At 68.1% G+C, this 16,766-nt stretch carries 16 protein-coding genes; 7 read left to right on the top strand and 9 right to left on the bottom strand.

Annotated features, from left to right (window positions below; translation table 11 throughout):
• Nucleotides 1-7: 7 nt before the first annotated feature.
• Both KNO15_RS15985 and KNO15_RS23380 read left to right on the top strand, forming a co-directional pair.
• Nucleotides 8-1,216 (top strand): ABC transporter ATP-binding protein, encoded by a 1,209-nt coding sequence (locus tag KNO15_RS15985; RefSeq protein ID WP_241704799.1) that lies wholly within the window; start codon nt 8-10, stop codon nt 1,214-1,216.
• Nucleotides 1,213-2,316 (top strand): glycosyltransferase family 4 protein, encoded by a 1,104-nt coding sequence (locus KNO15_RS23380; protein ID WP_241704798.1) that lies wholly within the window; start codon nt 1,213-1,215, stop codon nt 2,314-2,316. Before KNO15_RS15985 ends, KNO15_RS23380 begins: the two co-directional genes overlap by 4 nt.
• On the opposite strand, the gene KNO15_RS15975 is transcribed toward KNO15_RS23380, so the two are convergent.
• From KNO15_RS15975 to KNO15_RS15965, 3 genes are read right to left on the bottom strand one after another with little or no spacing between them, the layout of a single operon-like run.
• The gene (locus KNO15_RS15975; RefSeq protein WP_241704797.1) at nt 2,317-3,324 is read right to left on the bottom strand and encodes a glycosyltransferase family 2 protein; all 1,008 of its coding nucleotides are present in this window, start codon (nt 3,322-3,324) and stop codon (nt 2,317-2,319) included.
• Nucleotides 3,321-4,244 carry an NAD-dependent epimerase/dehydratase family protein gene (locus KNO15_RS15970; RefSeq protein ID WP_241704796.1) on the bottom strand — a complete coding sequence of 308 codons (924 nt, stop codon included), beginning with the start codon at nt 4,242-4,244 and terminating at the stop codon, nt 3,321-3,323. The genes KNO15_RS15975 and KNO15_RS15970 overlap by 4 nt, the downstream gene beginning before the upstream one ends.
• Nucleotides 4,237-5,505: a rhamnosyltransferase WsaF family glycosyltransferase gene (locus KNO15_RS15965; protein ID WP_241704795.1), complete on the bottom strand. Its 1,269-nt coding sequence runs from the start codon at nt 5,503-5,505 to the stop codon at nt 4,237-4,239. Before KNO15_RS15965 ends, KNO15_RS15970 begins: the two co-directional genes overlap by 8 nt.
• A 146-nt stretch (nt 5,506-5,651) precedes the next feature.
• Between KNO15_RS15965 and KNO15_RS15960 the strand changes: the two genes are divergently transcribed.
• Complete coding sequence (locus tag KNO15_RS15960) at nt 5,652-6,551, top strand: glycosyltransferase (RefSeq protein ID WP_241704794.1); 900 nt, start codon at nt 5,652-5,654, stop codon at nt 6,549-6,551.
• Here the strand turns inward: KNO15_RS15960 and rfbA are convergent.
• Complete coding sequence (rfbA, locus tag KNO15_RS15955; RefSeq protein ID WP_241704793.1) at nt 6,527-7,387, bottom strand: glucose-1-phosphate thymidylyltransferase RfbA; 861 nt, start codon at nt 7,385-7,387, stop codon at nt 6,527-6,529. The two genes, KNO15_RS15960 and rfbA, sit on opposite strands and share 25 nt — an antisense overlap.
• 16 nt (nt 7,388-7,403) lie before the next feature.
• The gene (locus tag KNO15_RS15950; RefSeq protein ID WP_241704792.1) at nt 7,404-8,009 is read right to left on the bottom strand and encodes a dTDP-4-dehydrorhamnose 3,5-epimerase family protein; all 606 of its coding nucleotides are present in this window, start codon (nt 8,007-8,009) and stop codon (nt 7,404-7,406) included.
• Nucleotides 8,010-8,090: 81 nt separating this feature from the next.
• Here KNO15_RS15950 and rfbB point away from each other — a divergent pair, with 81 nt between their 5' ends.
• From rfbB to KNO15_RS15930, 4 genes are read left to right on the top strand one after another with little or no spacing between them, the layout of a single operon-like run.
• Nucleotides 8,091-9,080 (top strand): dTDP-glucose 4,6-dehydratase, encoded by a 990-nt coding sequence (rfbB, locus tag KNO15_RS15945; protein ID WP_241704791.1) that lies wholly within the window; start codon nt 8,091-8,093, stop codon nt 9,078-9,080.
• Nucleotides 9,080-9,961, top strand: coding sequence for a dTDP-4-dehydrorhamnose reductase (gene rfbD / locus KNO15_RS15940; protein ID WP_241704790.1), 882 nt, complete (start codon nt 9,080-9,082; stop codon nt 9,959-9,961). The genes rfbB and rfbD overlap by 1 nt, the downstream gene beginning before the upstream one ends.
• Nucleotides 9,933-11,081 carry a glycosyltransferase family 4 protein gene (locus KNO15_RS15935; protein WP_241704789.1) on the top strand — a complete coding sequence of 383 codons (1,149 nt, stop codon included), beginning with the start codon at nt 9,933-9,935 and terminating at the stop codon, nt 11,079-11,081. Before rfbD ends, KNO15_RS15935 begins: the two co-directional genes overlap by 29 nt.
• Before the next feature lie 12 nt (nt 11,082-11,093).
• Entirely contained in the window at nt 11,094-12,308 is a 1,215-nt protein-coding gene (locus tag KNO15_RS15930) for an acyltransferase family protein (protein ID WP_241704788.1), read from the top strand.
• Here KNO15_RS15930 and KNO15_RS15925 read toward each other — a convergent pair.
• The 4 genes from KNO15_RS15925 to KNO15_RS15910 all read right to left on the bottom strand — a co-directional run bounded on the left by KNO15_RS15925 (nt 12,269) and on the right by KNO15_RS15910 (nt 16,657).
• Nucleotides 12,269-13,516: an acyltransferase family protein gene (locus KNO15_RS15925; RefSeq protein ID WP_241704787.1), complete on the bottom strand. Its 1,248-nt coding sequence runs from the start codon at nt 13,514-13,516 to the stop codon at nt 12,269-12,271. The genes KNO15_RS15930 and KNO15_RS15925 overlap by 40 nt on opposite strands.
• Before the next feature lie 68 nt (nt 13,517-13,584).
• Complete coding sequence (locus tag KNO15_RS15920) at nt 13,585-14,943, bottom strand: LCP family glycopolymer transferase (RefSeq protein ID WP_241704786.1); 1,359 nt, start codon at nt 14,941-14,943, stop codon at nt 13,585-13,587.
• Nucleotides 14,940-15,443: a 5-(carboxyamino)imidazole ribonucleotide mutase gene (gene purE, locus KNO15_RS15915; RefSeq protein ID WP_241704785.1), complete on the bottom strand. Its 504-nt coding sequence runs from the start codon at nt 15,441-15,443 to the stop codon at nt 14,940-14,942. Before purE ends, KNO15_RS15920 begins: the two co-directional genes overlap by 4 nt.
• 74 nt (nt 15,444-15,517) lie before the next feature.
• Nucleotides 15,518-16,657, bottom strand: coding sequence for a 5-(carboxyamino)imidazole ribonucleotide synthase (locus KNO15_RS15910; protein WP_241704784.1), 1,140 nt, complete (start codon nt 16,655-16,657; stop codon nt 15,518-15,520).
• Nucleotides 16,658-16,766: the final 109 nt, after the last annotated feature.

Below are 16,766 nucleotides of genomic sequence, written 5' to 3'. Positions count from 1 at the left end.
GCCTTCCATGTCGTCCCCCACTATCGTCAGCGTCAACGATGTCTCCAAGCGCTTCATCATGCACAAGGACAAGTCGCTCAAGGAACGCTTCGTCAACTTCCGCAGGGCGCGCCGCCACCGCGACGACTTCTGGGCGCTGAGCGAGATCTCCCTCGACATCCACTCGGGCAGCACCGTCGGGCTCGTGGGTCACAACGGATCGGGCAAGAGCACGCTCCTCAAGGTGATCGGCGGGATCATCCAGCCGACGAAGGGCAGTATTCTCCGACGCGGCAGGATGGCCGCGCTGCTCGAGCTCGGAGCAGGGTTCCATCCCGACCTCACCGGCCGCGAGAACGTCTATCTCAACGCAGCCATCCTCGGGCTGACCCGCTCGGAGACCGACCGGCATTTCGACGAGATCGTCGACTTCTCCGGAATCGGTGAATTCATCGACACCCAGGTCAAGTTCTACAGCTCCGGAATGTACGTGCGGCTGGCGTTCGCCGTCGCTGTGCACGTCGACCCGGACCTTCTCCTCGTCGACGAAGTCCTCGCGGTCGGCGACGAGCCGTTCCAACGCAAGTGCATGGAGAAGATCGCGCAGTTCCAGCACGAGGGTCGCACGATCATCCTGGTCAGCCATTCGGCGGAGCAGGTCGGCTCATTGTGCGACCGCGTGGTGGTACTCGACGGCGGTCGTATCCAGCACGATGGCAATCCAGGCGAGGGCATCCGCATCCTCCGAGAAGGATACGAAGACGAGCGCCGGGCCGTACTGCGCAATGCGGACGGCAGCCGCCGGAAGCTCGCTCTCGAAGTCGGTTCGTTCGACCTCGAATCGAGCTTCGACGCGGGCACGACCACCCTGACCGCCCGCCTCGGCGTCGACGTGAACGAGTCCGTCCCGGACTGGGGTGTCGGGTTCTCGATCGAGACCGCATTGGGGATGCGACTGTACAACATGACGACGTTCGACGAACTCGCACTACCGACCTCGACCGGCCGCCACGAACTCGTCTTCACCATCCCCGACCTCCGTGTCGGGCCCGGTCAGTACATGATCAACGTCGGACTCGGCGACAAGGCCGGACGGAACTACGACCTCGCCACTCCTGCCGGCACCTTCCAGGTCCCCGGCGATGACTACGGCAACGGGGTCCTCGCCCTGCGCACGTCCGTCACGGCGGAAGGAGCCGTCCCTCTCGTCCGGAACGCGAAGATCGAGCTCACGTGACGCGGCGCAGGGTGGCCGTCGTCAGCACGTGGTTCCCCTCCGAGGCGCGTCCGACCGAGGCGCCGTTCAACCTCGAACACGCGCACACCATCGCCGACACCTCCGACGTCGCGGTCACGCACGTGCAGCTCGGCGCGAGCGGGCCGATCCGGGTCGAGGCGTACGGCGGACTCCCCGTCACCCGCATCCCGCTCTCCCCCCGTCACCCGATTCGTGCGATCCGAGGGCTGCGAACCCTCCGAAAGAACAGCGCCGACGCCGATGTCGTCCAGTCGATGGCGTTCTCGACCGTCCTCGCGCTCAGCCTGGTGCGTCCATGGATGCGACGCCCGTGGGTCCACGCCGAGCACTGGAACGGAGTCTCGCGTCCCGAGTCCGTCGGCAAGGTCTGGACGGCTTTCAGCTGGCTCCGGAATACGCTTCGATTCGCGGACTACGTCGGCGGCGACACCACCGAGCTCACCGACCGGATGCGACGTTTCGCCGGACGAACACCGACCGCCGTCATCCCGTGTGTCGTCGAGAACCCTCGGCCGATACCCGATTCCCGGCCGGATGGCATCCACCTCGTCGCGATGGGCGCGCTCGTCCCCCGCAAGAACCCACTCCTCGCCGTCGACGTGGTCGCCGCACTGCGCGCCGAACACCCGACAGTCACCATGCGCTGGGTCGGCGACGGCCCGCTGCGCGCTGATGTGGAACGGCGTGTCGCCGAGCTGGGGCTGGAGAACGCGTTCACCCTCGTGGGGAATGTCGACCCGGCCGAGCGCTTCGTCGAGTACGAACATGCGTCCGTCTACTTCCTCCCCTCGACGCAGGAGAATTTCTTCACATCCGCGGCCGAGGCCCTCTCGACAGGTGTGCCGGTCGTCGCCGCCGCGGTCGGCGGCTTCACCGAGTTCGCGGACGAATCCAACTCGGTCATCATCCCCCGCGATCGGATGACCGTCGACGCCTTCGCGCGGGCGATCGAGGCCGCGCACGAGAGGTTTGCCGACGTCGCGCCCGAGACGATCGCGCGTCCTATCCGCGATCGCTTCGGGTTCGCCACCCTCGCAGCGCAGTTCGACGGGATCTACACCTCGCTGGGCGCGCGCTGATCAGGCGCTCTCGGCCGATCTCTGCTCGTGCTTGACCTTGCGCTTGTGCTCCAGCGAGCCGGCCTGGATGGCGCCGTGATCATCCAGATCGACCAGGGCTGAGCGCCGGTACGCATTCCACTTGGCGAAATGGAATGCAGGGTTGATGGTGAGCCAGTATGCCTTGCGCTTCCAGCTGTATGCGCGGTCGCGTGCGATACGGATGCCATCGCCGATCGTGCCCTTGGCCGCGTACGTGACGACCGCTGCACGGCTGATCACCGGGATGTCGTTGCCGATCTGACGGAGTCCGACCGTCTCGTCGAAGATGCGGTGGCCGTACTCCTGGAGGGTCAGGTCATTCGAGTGCTCGACCATCGCCCGCGGCGCGTACGCCTTCGTGTACCCGGCCAGGATCAGGTCACGCCCGAACATCTGGTCTTCCGCGTAGCGGACGTCTCGGTAGGGGATCACCTCGAGCAGGAATTTCCGGCGGACGGCCGAGTTCACGTCCGAGTAATAGGACATGACCGAGATGCTGGCCGCGTCTTCGAGCAGGTCCGGGGTCGCATAGAACAGCGTGGTTCCGAAATCCGGGCCCAGGTGCCGGAACATGCCGTGGATCTCGTACTTCTGCAAAGGGAACGCCCGCGGGCGGGCCACCTGCTTGCCGAGGACGGCCATCACCTCCGGGAACCGCTGGAACGGCGCGATCAGCTCACTCAGCCACTTCCGGTTGCTCGGGACGGCGTCATGGGTCAGATACGCGACGAACTCGCCGTTGGCCAGTTGGGCCGCGAGGTTGCGTGTCTTGCCATGACCGAACTCGGAGTTGGGAATCTCGTGGAGGCGCACCTCCTCGTACGAACGGACGATCTCGAGCGTCCTGTCCGTGGAGCCGGAGTCGATCACGAGCACCTCGAACGGCTCAGCGAAGTCTTGCTTGCGGAGCTTCTTCAGGATGCGCTCGATGTACTTCTCGCCGTTGTAGGTCAGGATGGCGACCGTGACGACCGGTGACGGGGTCACTGCGGTTCCTCTTTCAGTTCGATGTAGGTCTTTCGTATTCCTTCGTCCAACGGAGTGAGCGGCATCTCGCCGAACTCGGTCCGATAGCGTCCGGTGTCGAGGACGACGTGGTCGACGAAGGTCGGCGGGGTCGGACGACGCTCGATTGCGAAGTCGGTCTCCGTGACCCGCCGAAGCGCCGCGAGGACTTCTTCGACGGTGTGTCCCTCTCCGCTGCCGATGTTGTAGAGGTCGTACTCGGTCGCACGCTCGGTCAGAGGCACGATCATCCGGACGAGATCTTCGACGAAGAGGTAGTCGCGGACCATGGAGCCGTCACCGAACTGCACGACGGGCTCGCCGTTGAGGATCTGGCGTAGCGCGATCGGGATGAGTCCCTGCTTCTTGCTGGGATGCTGCCGTGTCCCGTACGGGTTGGAGATGCGGAAGACCGTCGACTCCAGCCCATGTTTGACACGGAAGAATCTCAGGTACTGCTCGATCGCCAGCTTGCCGATCGCATAGGGGGAGACAGGCACCGTCGCGTCGAGCTCGGAGTACTCGCGCTTGCCCTGATCGCCGTAGATCGCGCCGCCGGTGGACGCGAGGTAGAACCGTCGCACGCCTGCCTGAACGCTCGCCTCGAGCAATTCGATCGTCTGCGCCAGATTGGTGCGGATGTCGAGCGTGGGGTCGCCCTCGGCTGTCGCCGGCGTGGTCGTCGACAGGAAATGGAACACGTAGTCCTGGCCGGCCACGGCCGCCTCGAGGTCGGCGCGGCTCAGGAACTCCCCCACCATCACCTCGGCCGGCCGCTGGAACGTCGGACGGCGCGAGCTGAAGCGGTCGAATGCCCGCACCGAGTGCCCGGCGTCGACGAGCCCGTCCACGAGGTGGGACCCGATGAACCCGTTGGCTCCGATGACGACGGCGTCAGCCACGCATAGCCCTCTCGAACGCGGTCACGAACTGTTTGCCCGAGTCCTCCCAGGAGATCTCGGCGACCGACTGGGACATGAGCCGGGAGCGCTCGACCTGGTCCGCCCGGTCGACGACCTCGACCAGTCGACGGGCGATCGCGGGCGGAGACAACGGAACATACTCGATGAACGGGTTGTCGGAGACCATCCGGTTGTTCGGCCCGTCGTTCACGACCGGCGCGACGCCGCTGGACAGCAGCTCCAGCGGAAGCAGCGACATATTGGAGAGCGAGAGCACCAGGCCGGCGGCGCACCGGTTGTAGACGTCGTTCAGCTCCGAGATCTCGAGGCTGGCGAGATTGCGGTACTCGAACGGGACGTTCCAGTTGGAGACGTCCCAGCCGGCGAGGTTGATCGTCACGTCGGGCTTCAGCCGTGCGAACTCCTCCAGCGCCAGCAACCCGAACTCGAAGCCTCGACGCGGCGTCACCGGCCGGGCGTAGAAGAAGATCTCGTTGCGGCGCTCCGTGTTGACGACGTTGTAGCGGCGCTTGTCCACCGCGAAGTCGAAGTGGTCCGTTGACATCCCGTAATCGCTGCTGAGCTTGTGGGCGAGCCATCCGCCCGCGGTGATCCCGTGGAAGCCGAAGTTGTACGTGTTCTCAGCGAGAACGGACTCGCTGCCGAGCGGGTAGAAGATCGACTCGAAGTCCTGGACGAAATAGAAACGCCTGGCCGAGCTCTTGTCGAGGTAAGCCGGATATGCCGTCTCCCAGCCGGTGGCGAAAAGCGCCTGAGCGGAGTCGTGCACACCACGTTCCCGCGAGTAGATGCGGATGTCGGCTTCCAGCGAAGGGTACGCGTCCGTCGTCGCCAGCATCGCGCGGACCTCGGGGATGCTGACGACGCCCTCGGCCGACGTGTAGAGATAGATCGTGCAGCGATGCCCCGCCTGCTCCGCGAAGTCGATGAAGCGGAACAGGTTCTGGTGCCCGCCGGACTCTTTGCCGGGCGGAGACATGATCCAGGCGATGTCGATCGGTCCCTCTGCCACCGAGATCGGGGACTGGAGCTGCGGGGCGGGGGTAGTCCAGTCGACCTCTGCGGCATCATCGAATGCGACCAGCATCATCGGCGTGTTCACCGTCAGGCGGCGATGAGCCTTGCCGAGGACCCGCGCGAAGAGCGACCGGGGGCCCTCGTCGCGGAGGACGCGGAACGGCCGGAGCGCCAGCCGAGCCGTTTTGGCGAACAGTGCCCGTGGACCCTGCTCCGTAAGCACTTTCCAGCCTCTGCTGATCGCAGTCAATCCACCCTCGCTTCGCTCCCCGGCCAGGCCGGATCGGACAGCGCACAAGTCTAGCAATCGTCCGGCTGGACTTTCTCTGCGTGCTCTCGCCCCCCTGACCAGCATCTATGCTGTGAGGGATGACCGATTCCCCGCTCCGTTCCGTCGCGGTCGCATCGGTGGCGTACAACTCGAGTTCGCAGCTGGAGCCGTTCCTGGCCTCCCTGGCCGAGGCGGAGCCCGGAGGGCTCCTGGTCGTCATCGCCGACAACGCGTCGACGGACGTCGACCGCAGTCGGAGCATCGCCCGCGCACACGGGGCGAAGCTCCTCGAGCTCGGGGAGAACCGCGGCTATGGCGGCGCCATCAACAGCGTCGTGGCTTCGCTGCCGGCCGAGATCCGCTACGTGGTGGTCTCCAATCCCGATGTCGTCGTCACTCCCGGTGCCATCTCGACGCTCGTCGATGCCATGCAACGATGGCACGCGGGCGCGGTCGGCCCGCGCGTCGTGAACGAGGACGGCTCGGTGTATCCGTCCGCGCGCCGCCTGCCTTCGCTGCGCACCGGTGTCGGGCACGCCGTCTTCGGGCTGATCTGGCCGTCGAATCCGTGGACCCGCTCCTATCGCGAGGAGGCCGCTTCACTCACGGTGGAACGCCCGGTCGGGTGGCTCTCCGGGTCGTTCGTCATGGTCGACCGCGCCGCGTTCGATGCGATCGGCGGCTTCGACGAGGGCTACTTCATGTACTTCGAGGACGTCGATCTCGGCTACCGCCTCGGCAAGAAGGGCCTCAAGAGCGTCTTGGTTCCGTCGGCGAGCGTGATGCACACCGGCGCCCATTCGACCACGAACGACTCGGCCCGCATGATCCAGGTGCACCACGACAGCGCTTACCGGTACCTCAGCAAGAAGTACTCGGCCGGTTGGCTGGCGCCGCTGCGCTGGACGCTCCGATCCGGCCTGTCCGTTCGCGCCTGGTACCTGACGAGGCGCATTCCGAAGGTTCCCGCTGATCAGGACAACAACGCGGCGAGGTAGCGACCATAGCCGCTCTTGAGGAGCGGCTGGGCGAGCACGGCGAGCTCCGGGTCGGTGATCCACCCGGCACGCCAGGCGATCTCCTCGATGCAGCCGACCTTGAAGCCCTGTCGATCCTCGATCACGCGCACGTACTCAGACGCCTGCATCATCGACTCGAATGTGCCGGTGTCGAGCCACGCGGTCCCGCGGTCGAGCACCTGCACCTGGAGCCGGCCGGCCTTCAGGTAACGCTCGTTGACGGTGGAGATCTCGAGCTCGCCCCTGGCGCTCGGCTGAATGCTCTTGGCGATCTCGATCACATCGTTGTCGTAGAAGTAGAGGCCGGGAACCGCGTACTTGCTCTTGGGAACGGTCGGCTTCTCCTCGATCGACAGGGCCGTGAAGCTGTCGTCGAACTCGACGACGCCGTACGCCGTCGGGTCGCTCACCTGGTAGGCGAAGATCAGCGCGCCGTCGATGTCGTTGTGCTGGCGCAGCGACGAGCCGAGGCCGGTGCCGTGGAAGATGTTGTCGCCGAGCACGAGCGCCACCGACTCGTCGCCGATGAACTCCTCGCCGATGATGAAGGCCTGCGCCAGGCCGTCGGGCGACGGCTGCACGGCGTACTCGATGGTGATGCCGAGCTGCGAGCCGTCTCCGAAGAGCGCGCGGAACTGGCCGTTGTACTCCGGCGTCGTGATGATGAGGATCTCGTTGATCCCGGCCATCATCAGCGTCGACAGCGGGTAGTAGATCATCGGCTTGTCGTAGATGGGCATGAGCTGCTTGGAGATGCCCTTGGTGATGGGCCACAGCCGGGTGCCGGATCCGCCGGCGAGGATGATTCCGCGCATGAGTGTGGTGTCGTCCTTACTTCTGGTCGAGGGAGGCGTAGTAGGCGCGGGCCGCGTCCCAGGTCGGGAGCAGGCCGGTCTCCCGAGCCTCCGAGAGGCCGGGGGCGTCCGTGTCTTTGGCCGAGAGGAGCAGCTCGTCGGCCGGCACGGGGAACTCGAGCGCGATCTCGGCGTCGAGCGGGTTGATCCCGTGCTCGCGCCCCGGGTTGTAGACGTCGGTGACCAGGTAGCTCACTGTCGCGTCGTCGGTCAGCGCCACGAAGCAGTGCCCCAGGCCCTCCGCGACGTAGATGGCACGCCGGTCGGTGTCGTCGAGCAGGACGGAGTCCCACCCGCCGAACGTCGGCGAGCCGACGCGGATGTCGATGACGAAGTCGAGCACGGCCCCGCGCGGGGCCATGACGTACTTGGCCTGGCTCGGCGGGATGTCGGCGAAGTGGATGCCGCGGACCGAGCCGCGGCGCGACACCGAGGTGTTGCCCTGCTTGAGGTCGAGCGAGTGGCCGACGGCCTCCTCCAACCGGTCGAACCGGTAGAACTCGAAGAACAGGCCGCGGTCGTCCGCGTGCTGCACCGGGGTGATCTCGTAGGCGTCGGGGATCGAAAGTTCTCGGATCTGCACCCCGGGAGTCTACCAAGGGGGTGCGCCCCGGGCCTCCGGTAGACTCGTCGGCGGTTCACCGACAGAAAGCAGCCCATCCGCATGAAGATTCTCGTCACCGGTGGCGCCGGATTCATCGGCTCCAACTTCGTCCGCCGGACCCTGCAGGACGCCTACCCCGGCCTCGAGGGCGCGGAGGTCGTCGTACTCGACGCGCTCACGTACTCGGGCAACCTGGCGAACCTCGCCCCGGTCGCCGATTCGCCCCGCTACACGTTCGTCAAGGGCGACATCCGCGACGGCGGCCTGCTCGACGAGCTCTTCCCGACGGTCGACGCCGTCGTTCACTTCGCGGCCGAGTCGCACGTCGACCGCTCGGTACGCGACGCCTCCATCTTCGTGGAGACCAACGTCCTCGGCACCCAGCAGCTGCTCGACGCCGCGCTCCGCAACAAGCTCGAGCGCTTCGTGCACGTCTCGACCGACGAGGTCTACGGCTCGATCGCCGAGGGCTCGTGGGCCGAGGACCGCCCGCTCGAGCCCAACTCGCCCTACTCGGCCTCCAAGGCCGGCAGCGACCTGCTGGCGCGCAGCTACTTCCGCACCCACGGGCTCAACCTCTCGATCACACGCTGCTCGAACAACTACGGCCCCTACCACTTCCCCGAGAAGGTCATCCCGCTTTTCGTCACCAACCTGATCGACGACAAGCACGTTCCGCTCTACGGCGAGGGCAACAACATCCGCGACTGGCTGCACGTCGACGACCACACCCGCGGCATCGCGATGGTGCTCGTGAACGGCCGCCCCGGCGAGATCTACAACATCGGCGGAGGCACCGAGCTGACCAACAAGGAACTCACCGAGCTGCTGCTGGAGGCCACGGGCAAAGACTGGTCGTACGTCGACCGGGTCGCCGACCGCCTCGGTCACGACCTGCGCTACTCGGTCGACATCTCCAAGATCCAGAAGGAGCTCGGCTACGAGCCGCTGGTGCCGTTCCAGCAGGGCCTCGCCGACGTCGTGCAGTGGTACCGCGACAACCGCGAGTGGTGGGAGCCGCTGAAGGCGCGCGCCGCGCTGGACAACTGATGCGCGTCCTCATCGCGGGAGCGAACGGCCAGCTCGGGCAGGACCTGCAGAAGGCGTTCGGCGCCCACACCGTGACCGCTCTCGGTCGCGCCGAGCTCGACGTGACCGACCGCGATGCGGTCGTCGCTGCCGTCGCCGGTCACGACGCCGTCGTCAACGCGTCGGCGTACACCAAGGTCGACGACGCCGAGACGCACGAGGACGAGGCGTACGCGATCAACGCCCTGGGCACCGAGAACCTGGCCATCGCCGCCGCAGCGGCGGGTGCGCGCTATGTGACCGTCTCCACCGACTACGTGTTCGACGGCCACGCCACCGAGCCGTACGCCGAGGACACCCCGCGCGATCCCATCAACGCCTACGGGCGTACGAAGGCGGCCGGCGAGGAGCTGGCGCTCGCCGCGCACCCCGAAGGCACGTACATCGTGCGCACCGCGTGGCTCTACGGCGCCGGCGGAGCGAACTTCGCGCGCACCATGGTCAAGCTGGCCGCGACCCACGAGACGGTGAGCGTCGTCGCCGACCAGCTCGGTCAGCCGACCTGGACCGGCGACCTCGCCGCCCGGATCGTCGCCCTGCTCGAATCCGACGCGCCTTCCGGTGTCTACCACGGCACGAATTCCGGGCAGGCCAGCTGGTTCGAGTTCGCGAAGGCTGTCTTCAGCGCAGCCGGATTGAACCCTGATAGGGTCACACCGACCGACAGCGCGACGTTCGTGCGACCCGCACCGCGACCGTCCTACTCCGTCCTCGGACACGAGGCCTGGGCCAAGGCCGGCCTCGAGCCGCTGCGGTCCTGGCAGGAAGCCCTGGCAGACGCGGCACGGCACGGAGTCCTGGAGCTGGAGACAGATGACGACACTCAGCGTGGTGGTCGATGACCTCACCGCTGCGGAGACCGGTGGTACCCGGAGGTACACGGAGGAGCTGACCCGTCAGCTCATCACCACCGCCCCAGCCGGCTGCGACGTGCGCGCGTTCGTGTCGAACGTGCCCGACGAGCAGCTGGACGAGGTCCGATCGTCGCTGCCCGGGCTCGCCGACCTTGTGCGCCTCCCCCTCGCCCGGCGCGAACTCTCCCTCGCCTGGCAGTCCGGCATCGCCGTCGGCGGTGTGCGCGGCATGATCCATGCGCCGAGCCTCCTGGCGCCGCTGCGGAAGCACCGTTCCGCCGACGCCGACGACCAGATCGCGGTCACGATCCATGACGCCCTCGCCTGGACCCACCCCGAATCGCTCGGGGCCGCCTCGGTGATGTGGACGAAATCGATGGCCAAGCGCGCCCGCAAGTTCGCCGACGCCATCGTCGTTCCGACCCACGCCGTCGCTGACCGTCTCGCCGAGGTGTTCGACTTCGGCGACCGCATCCGGGTGATCGGCGGAGCGCCGGCCACGACGCTGCGGCTCCCGGCCGACGCCGACGCGCGCGCCGCCCGGCTGCAGCTGCCCGAGGTCTACGCGTTCACCCTGGGCTCGATCATGCCGCGCAAGGGCATCGCCCCGCTGATCCGCGCCGTCGCCCGCCCGGAGGCTCAGGGCATCCCGCTGCTGATCGCCGGGCCCGACCGCTACGGCGACGGCACCGCGACCGGTGTCGCGGCCGCCGCCGGACTCCCCGAGGACCGGGTGCGTGCGCTCGGCCGCCTCGACGACGCCGACCTGGCCGTGGTGCTCGACCGCGCGACCATGTTCGTCTATCCCAGCCTCGCAGAGGGCTTCGGGCTGCCGATCGTGGAGGCCTTCAAGTTCGGTCTGCCGGTCATCCACTCGGACGACCCCGCCCTCGTGGAGGTCGCCGCCGGGGCCAGCATCGTGGTGGAACGGCCGGCGTCCGCCGCCGACGACGCCGACTACAGCGAGCGGCTGGCCGGGGCCATCGGCCGGCTGCTCGACGACGCCGACCTGCGCACCCGGTTGGGCGTACTCGCCTCCGACCGGGCGCGCGCGTTCAGCTGGCGTGACTCCGCGGAGCGGGTCTGGCAGCTGCACGCCGACCTCTGAAACGGAACACACGTGCCAGCACTCCCCCCGCTGCCGAGACGGCTCTCGGCGCTCGACGGCCTGCGCGGCGTCGCCGCCCTGATCGTCGTCGTCCATCATGTCTCCCTGCTGTACCCTCCGATCGCGGCCACCTACATGGGAGGACAGACACCGCACCCGGGCTCGATCTCCTGGTGGCTGACGTACTCTCCGCTGAAGCTCCTCACCGCGGGCCCGGAGGCCGTCATCGTCTTCTTCGTCCTGAGCGGCTTCGTGCTCACCCTCCCGCTGCTCAACGGCCGACCGTTCGACTGGATGTCGTATTACCCGCGACGACTCGTGCGCATCGGACTCCCGGTGGTCTGCTCGATCCTGCTCGCGGCTGCGCTCGCCCTGCTGGTGACGCAGAATCCCGAGCACGCGCGTTCGTCGTGGGTGGCCGCGACGAGTGTCTACCCCGTCTGGATCGAGCGGTTCGTCGCCAACCTCGACCCGATGGCCGGCGACTTCGCGCTGAACAACCCGCTGTGGTCGATCTACTGGGAGATGGCGTTCTCGATGATGCTGCCGCTCTTCGTCGGCGCAGCCGTGCTGTTGCGCCGCTGGTGGCCGCTGCTGCTGGCCCTCGCCGTGTTCGCGGTGTTCCTCGGCAAGGACTCCCGCGCCGACGGGTTCCACTACCTCCCGGCGTTCTTCGTCGGCGCGCTCGCGGCTGTCGGCCTGCCGAGGCTCCGGGCGGTCGGAACACGCATCAGCTCCTGGCGCGTGGGCTGGCTGGTGTGGCTCGTCGCACTCGCCGCGTCCGCGTTGCTGCTGATCTCGACCTGGTTCGTGCCGGCGGGACACCCGATGACGAGCACCACGCTCGTCGGCCTCCAGCCGCTCGCCGCGCTGGGGCTGATCGTGTGCTGCCTGGAGTGGCGGCCGCTCGGTGCGCTGCTGTCGCTACAGCCCTTCCAATGGGCGGGCAGGATCTCGTTCAGCCTCTACCTCGTGCACGTGCCGATCATCGTCGCGCTCTCCTACCTGCTCCGTGGGGCGTCGCTCCCCGTGGTCGCGGGACTTGCGATCGTCAGCGCACTCGGGGTCGCCGTGCTGTTCTACTGGCTCGTCGAGAGGCGCTCGCACGGTCTCTCGCGCTGGTTCGGGAAGCTCGTCTCCGGTACGTTCGCCTCGCGCTACCCCGGGGAACGGCCGGGTTCCCCTGCTCAGCCCGCGACGCGCTCCTCGGAGGCCGGCGCGCTCTGACGGCGCTCCTCGTCGTCGTCCCGTCCGAACCAGGTCCGATAGCGATCCGACGCCCAGGCGCCGACGGCCTTCGACCAGCCGTGGCTGCGCTTCTCGATCAGCCAGCGGAAGCCGACCGCCACCAGCACGGCCACCGGGATCGCGAAGAGCAGCGGGACGTACCAGGCCTGCCCGGCGAACAGGTACGTACTGAAGATGATGATCGGCACGTGCACGAGGTAGAGGCTGAAGGAGATCGCACCGAGGAACTGGAGCGGGCGCGACTCGAAGACCGCACGCAGCGGTGTCCACCCGAGCGCCGCGACCACCAGCCCTGCTGCGGCGATCGGCACGAGGCCCTTGAGCACAGGCTCGAGCTCGGGGATCTGCCCGACTCCCGGTCCCACCAGCCACGGTGCGATGAGGAGCAACGCGCTCCCGATGGCCAGCAGCGCCCACAGCGGGTGCCGGAACCAGCGCCGGTTGATGCGGTCTGCGGTGTTCCGGACGATGTCGAGGCGGACCGCGATCACCGCACCGACGAAGAAGGCCGGGAGGTACTCCAGCTCGGCCGACCCGGCGCGGGCCCCCAGCCAGGTGAGCGCACACGCCAGCGCGAGCCCACCGATCCACCAGCGGCGCACGGCGAGGGCGGCGATCGCGAAGACCGGGAGCAGCAGCGAGAACGCGAGCTCCCAGCGCAGCGACCACAGCGGGTTGTTGATCTGGCCGTCCCCGCCGAGCAGGTCGACGGCCTTGACGATGTACTCCCATGAGAAGTTCGGCGTCGACGAGTCGCTGAGCCAGGTGCCGTGCGGCTGCGTGCTCACCTGCGGGATCGCCGCCACCCACGCCGCCGCGAGGAGCACGGAGGCGACCACCGGGACCATCAGCCGCACGACACGCCGCGGGAAGTAGGCCACCCAGTCGAAGCCGCGACGGCGGACGACGGGCAGCGTCACGACGAGCCCCGAGAGCACGAAGAACACGATCACCGACTCCACGCCGGCGGTGGCGAGCTTGAGCGGGGTGTAGCTGATCCACCACATCGGCGAGCCGACGGGGGCGTGGCCGCCACCGGGCGTACCCGGGAACCCGGGGTTCGTGTAGAAGGCGTGGTGGAGGAGCACGACGACGGCAGCCAGGCCGCGCAGGCCGTCCAGGGCCGTCAGTCGTGCTCCGTTCTTCGTCACGGTCTTCTCGTCCACGGTTCCACCAGTACCCGCCATAGGCCGGCGACGCTACGGGTCACCCCTGGGCGGTTCCTGTGACCTGTTCAGGGGTCACCTGGGAGCGGTCAGCGTCCCGTGGGGGTGGGTTTCGACGGTGCGAGGGCCTGCTGGACCAGCTGGTGAATCTGCGTGTAATCCGGTTTCGTCGGGTTGATCGCCGGCGGCACCAGCTCCAGTTTGTCGACGGGCTGGGCGCGCGTCTTCATGCCCAGATCGACGAAGTATCCCAGCATGGACTGCGGGATATCCGTCTTCATGACCTGGGCACCGGCCTTCGCGATGTCCTGGAACTTGGTGACCACGTTGAGCGGGTTGAACTGTTTGAGGATGGCGTCCTGCAGCTGGCGCTGGCGCGCCATCCGGTCATAGTCGCTGGTGCCGTGCCGGGCGCGGGCGTACCACTGGGCGTGGTACCCGTCCAGGTGGTGCTTGCCGGGCTGGATCCATTCGACGACGCCGTTGAGGTCCTCGTCGCCGCCGATCGGCACCTTCTCGCTCACGGTGATGTCCACACCGCCGAGCGCGTCGATCAAGTCGGCGAAGCCCTGCATGTCGATGAGCACGTAGTACTGGATGGTCAGTCCGGTCGCGCCCTCCAGCGCGTCACGCATCGCCTCGATGCCCGGTTCGCTCTGCTGCTTCTTCGCGTTCGGGTAGAGGTCGGGCTTGTACAGCTCGACCTCCGTGTAGATGGAGTTGAGCTGGCACACGTCGACGTCGCACGCGTCGTGATAGCCGTAGCCTTCGGGGTAGAGCGTGCGCAGCGGCGACTTCGCCGAGAACGGCACCGGGTTCAGGTCGCGCGGGAGACCGATCGTGACCGCCTTGCCGGTCGCCGCGTCGATGCTCACGATCGACATGCTGTCCGGCCGCAGGCCCTCACGGTCCGGCCCCGCGTCGCCGCCCAGCAGCATGATGTTGTAGCGGCCGTCGACCGGGGGCACGGACGGTCCCGCCGCGAAGATGTCGCTCAGGGCTCCCCGCGCGGAGCCGGCCACGGTGGACCCGTAGGCGGCGGTCCCGGCCAGACCGGCGAGCACGACCACGGAGAACGCCGCGATCCAGCCGCGGGCGTTCGAGCGCGCTTTCACCAGCCGGACGAGCCGGAGGGTGTCCAGCGTGAGCACCACCCACAGCACCGCGTACCCGATGAGCAGGAGCTGCAGGGCGGTGAGGCTCCCGGCCTGGGTGGCGAACGTGTAGAGCGACGACGGCGCCACGAGCATCAGCACCAGCGCGATCACGGCGAGCACCCAGAGCAGCAGCGTCGCGAGGATCCCGACTCGCCCGAGCACCCGGTTGCCGGCGACCAGCTGCGGGGTGCCGGGGAAGACGATGTTGAGGCCGACGAGCCACCAGCCGCGCGCGGTCATCTCGCCCGGCGACGACACGTCGGGGTGGCGCAGCACGGTCGCCGAGCTCATAGCTTCGACTTCAGCGCCCGGTTCTTCTCCTCGACGCTCGCCTCGAGGTCGTCGGCGAAACGGGCCAGCGCGGTCGTGAGCGCGGGGTCGGCGGTCGCGAGGATCTTGACGGCGAGCAGCCCGGCGTTCCTCGCGCCACCGATCGACACGGTCGCGACCGGCACGCCGGCGGGCATCTGGACGATCGACAGCAGCGAGTCCAAGCCGTCCAGTCGCGCCAGCGGGACGGGAACGCCGACGACGGGAAGCGTCGTCACGGCGGCGAGCATGCCGGGCAGGTGGGCGGCACCGCCGGCGCCGGCGATGATGACCCGGACGCCACGACCGGCGGCCTCCGCACCGAAGGCGATCATCTTCTCGGGCGTGCGATGCGCGGAGACGACCTCCACCTCATGGGCGACTCCGAACTCGTCGAGCAGTCGTGACGCCTCCTGCATCACCGACCAGTCCGAGTCGGAGCCCATCACGACGGACACCAGGGGCTGGGAGGAGGCGGGCATGGCAACCAGGATAGGGGCGGGGTGCGGGAGGGGTGGGTTAGGCGCGCGGGAGAGCCGCTCCTCCCCCGGCCTCTCTACCCCTCGAAGAACGACGCGGCCGCCCGCGCGCTGTAGACGACGTCGTCGAGGTCGTCGCCCGTGACCGTCACGTGGCCGACCTTGCGGCCGGGGCGCGGTGCCTTGCCATAGCCGTGGAACTTCGCCTCGGGATGCGCGGCGAGGGCCGCCGGATAGCGGTCCTGCAGCGAGCCCTCCGCCGGGCCGCCGAGGATGTTCACCATCACCGACCACTCCTCGCGCATGGCGGTGGACCCGAGCGGCAGGTCGAGGACGGAGCGCAGGTGCTGCTCGAACTGGCCGGTCACCGCGCCCTCGATCGACCAGTGGCCGCTGTTGTGCGGCCGCATGGCGAGCTCGTTGACCAGTACCCGGCCATCCGTGGTCTCGAAGAGCTCGACGGCGAGCACGCCCGTCACGCCGAGCCCCTCGGCGACGCGGGTCGCGATCTCGGCGGAGACCAGGGCGACCCTGCCCGCCGAGCCGGGAGCGGGGGCGATGACCTCGGCGCACACGCCGTCCTTCTGCACGGTCTCGACGACCGGCCACACGGCGATCTCGCCGGAGGGCCGCCGGGCGACCAGCTGGGCGAGCTCGCGCCGGAAGTCGACGAGCTCCTCCACCAGCAGCGCTCCACCGCGGCCGTCCTCGGCGAGCGCGAGGAACCAGTCGTCGGCTCCTGACGCCTCCGACACCACGCGGACGCCCTTGCCGTCGTAGCCGCCGCGCGCCGTCTTCACGACCGCGCGGCCGCCGTGGTCCGCGAGGAAGGCGCCGAGCTCGTCGGCCGACTCCACCGCCGCCCAGTCGGGCACCGGCAGGCCCAGCTCGCTGAGCTTCGCGCGCATCTGCAGCTTGTCCTGCGCGTACAGCAGGGCGTCCGGTCCCGGGTGCACGGGGATCCCGCGCGACACCAGTTCACGCAGGATCGCCGGAGGGACGTGCTCGTGATCGAAGGTCACTACGTCGACGGTCTGCGCGAAGGCGAGCACGGTGTCGAGGTCGCGGTAGTCGCCGACGCCCGTGGCCGCGAGCTCGGCGCTCATCCCCTCGGCCTCCTCGAGGACGCGGATGTCGATCCCGAGCGCGACCGCGGGCGGAATCATCATCCGTGCCAGCTGACCGCCGCCGATGACTCCGATCGTGTTCCTGGCCATTTCCGATGTCTCTCCTCGATACTCTTCACACGCTGCGCGGGCAACTCCCAGATACGGCCGCTCCGGCTCGCGTATTGTGGCGAACGCACCTCCTATCTTCCCGCATCCC

Source organism: Leifsonia shinshuensis (genome assembly GCF_022606355.1).
In the GTDB taxonomy this organism is placed as follows: Bacteria; Actinomycetota; Actinomycetes; order Actinomycetales; family Microbacteriaceae; genus Leifsonia; species Leifsonia shinshuensis_B.
This window is presented reverse-complemented; position numbering and strand designations above follow the sequence as displayed.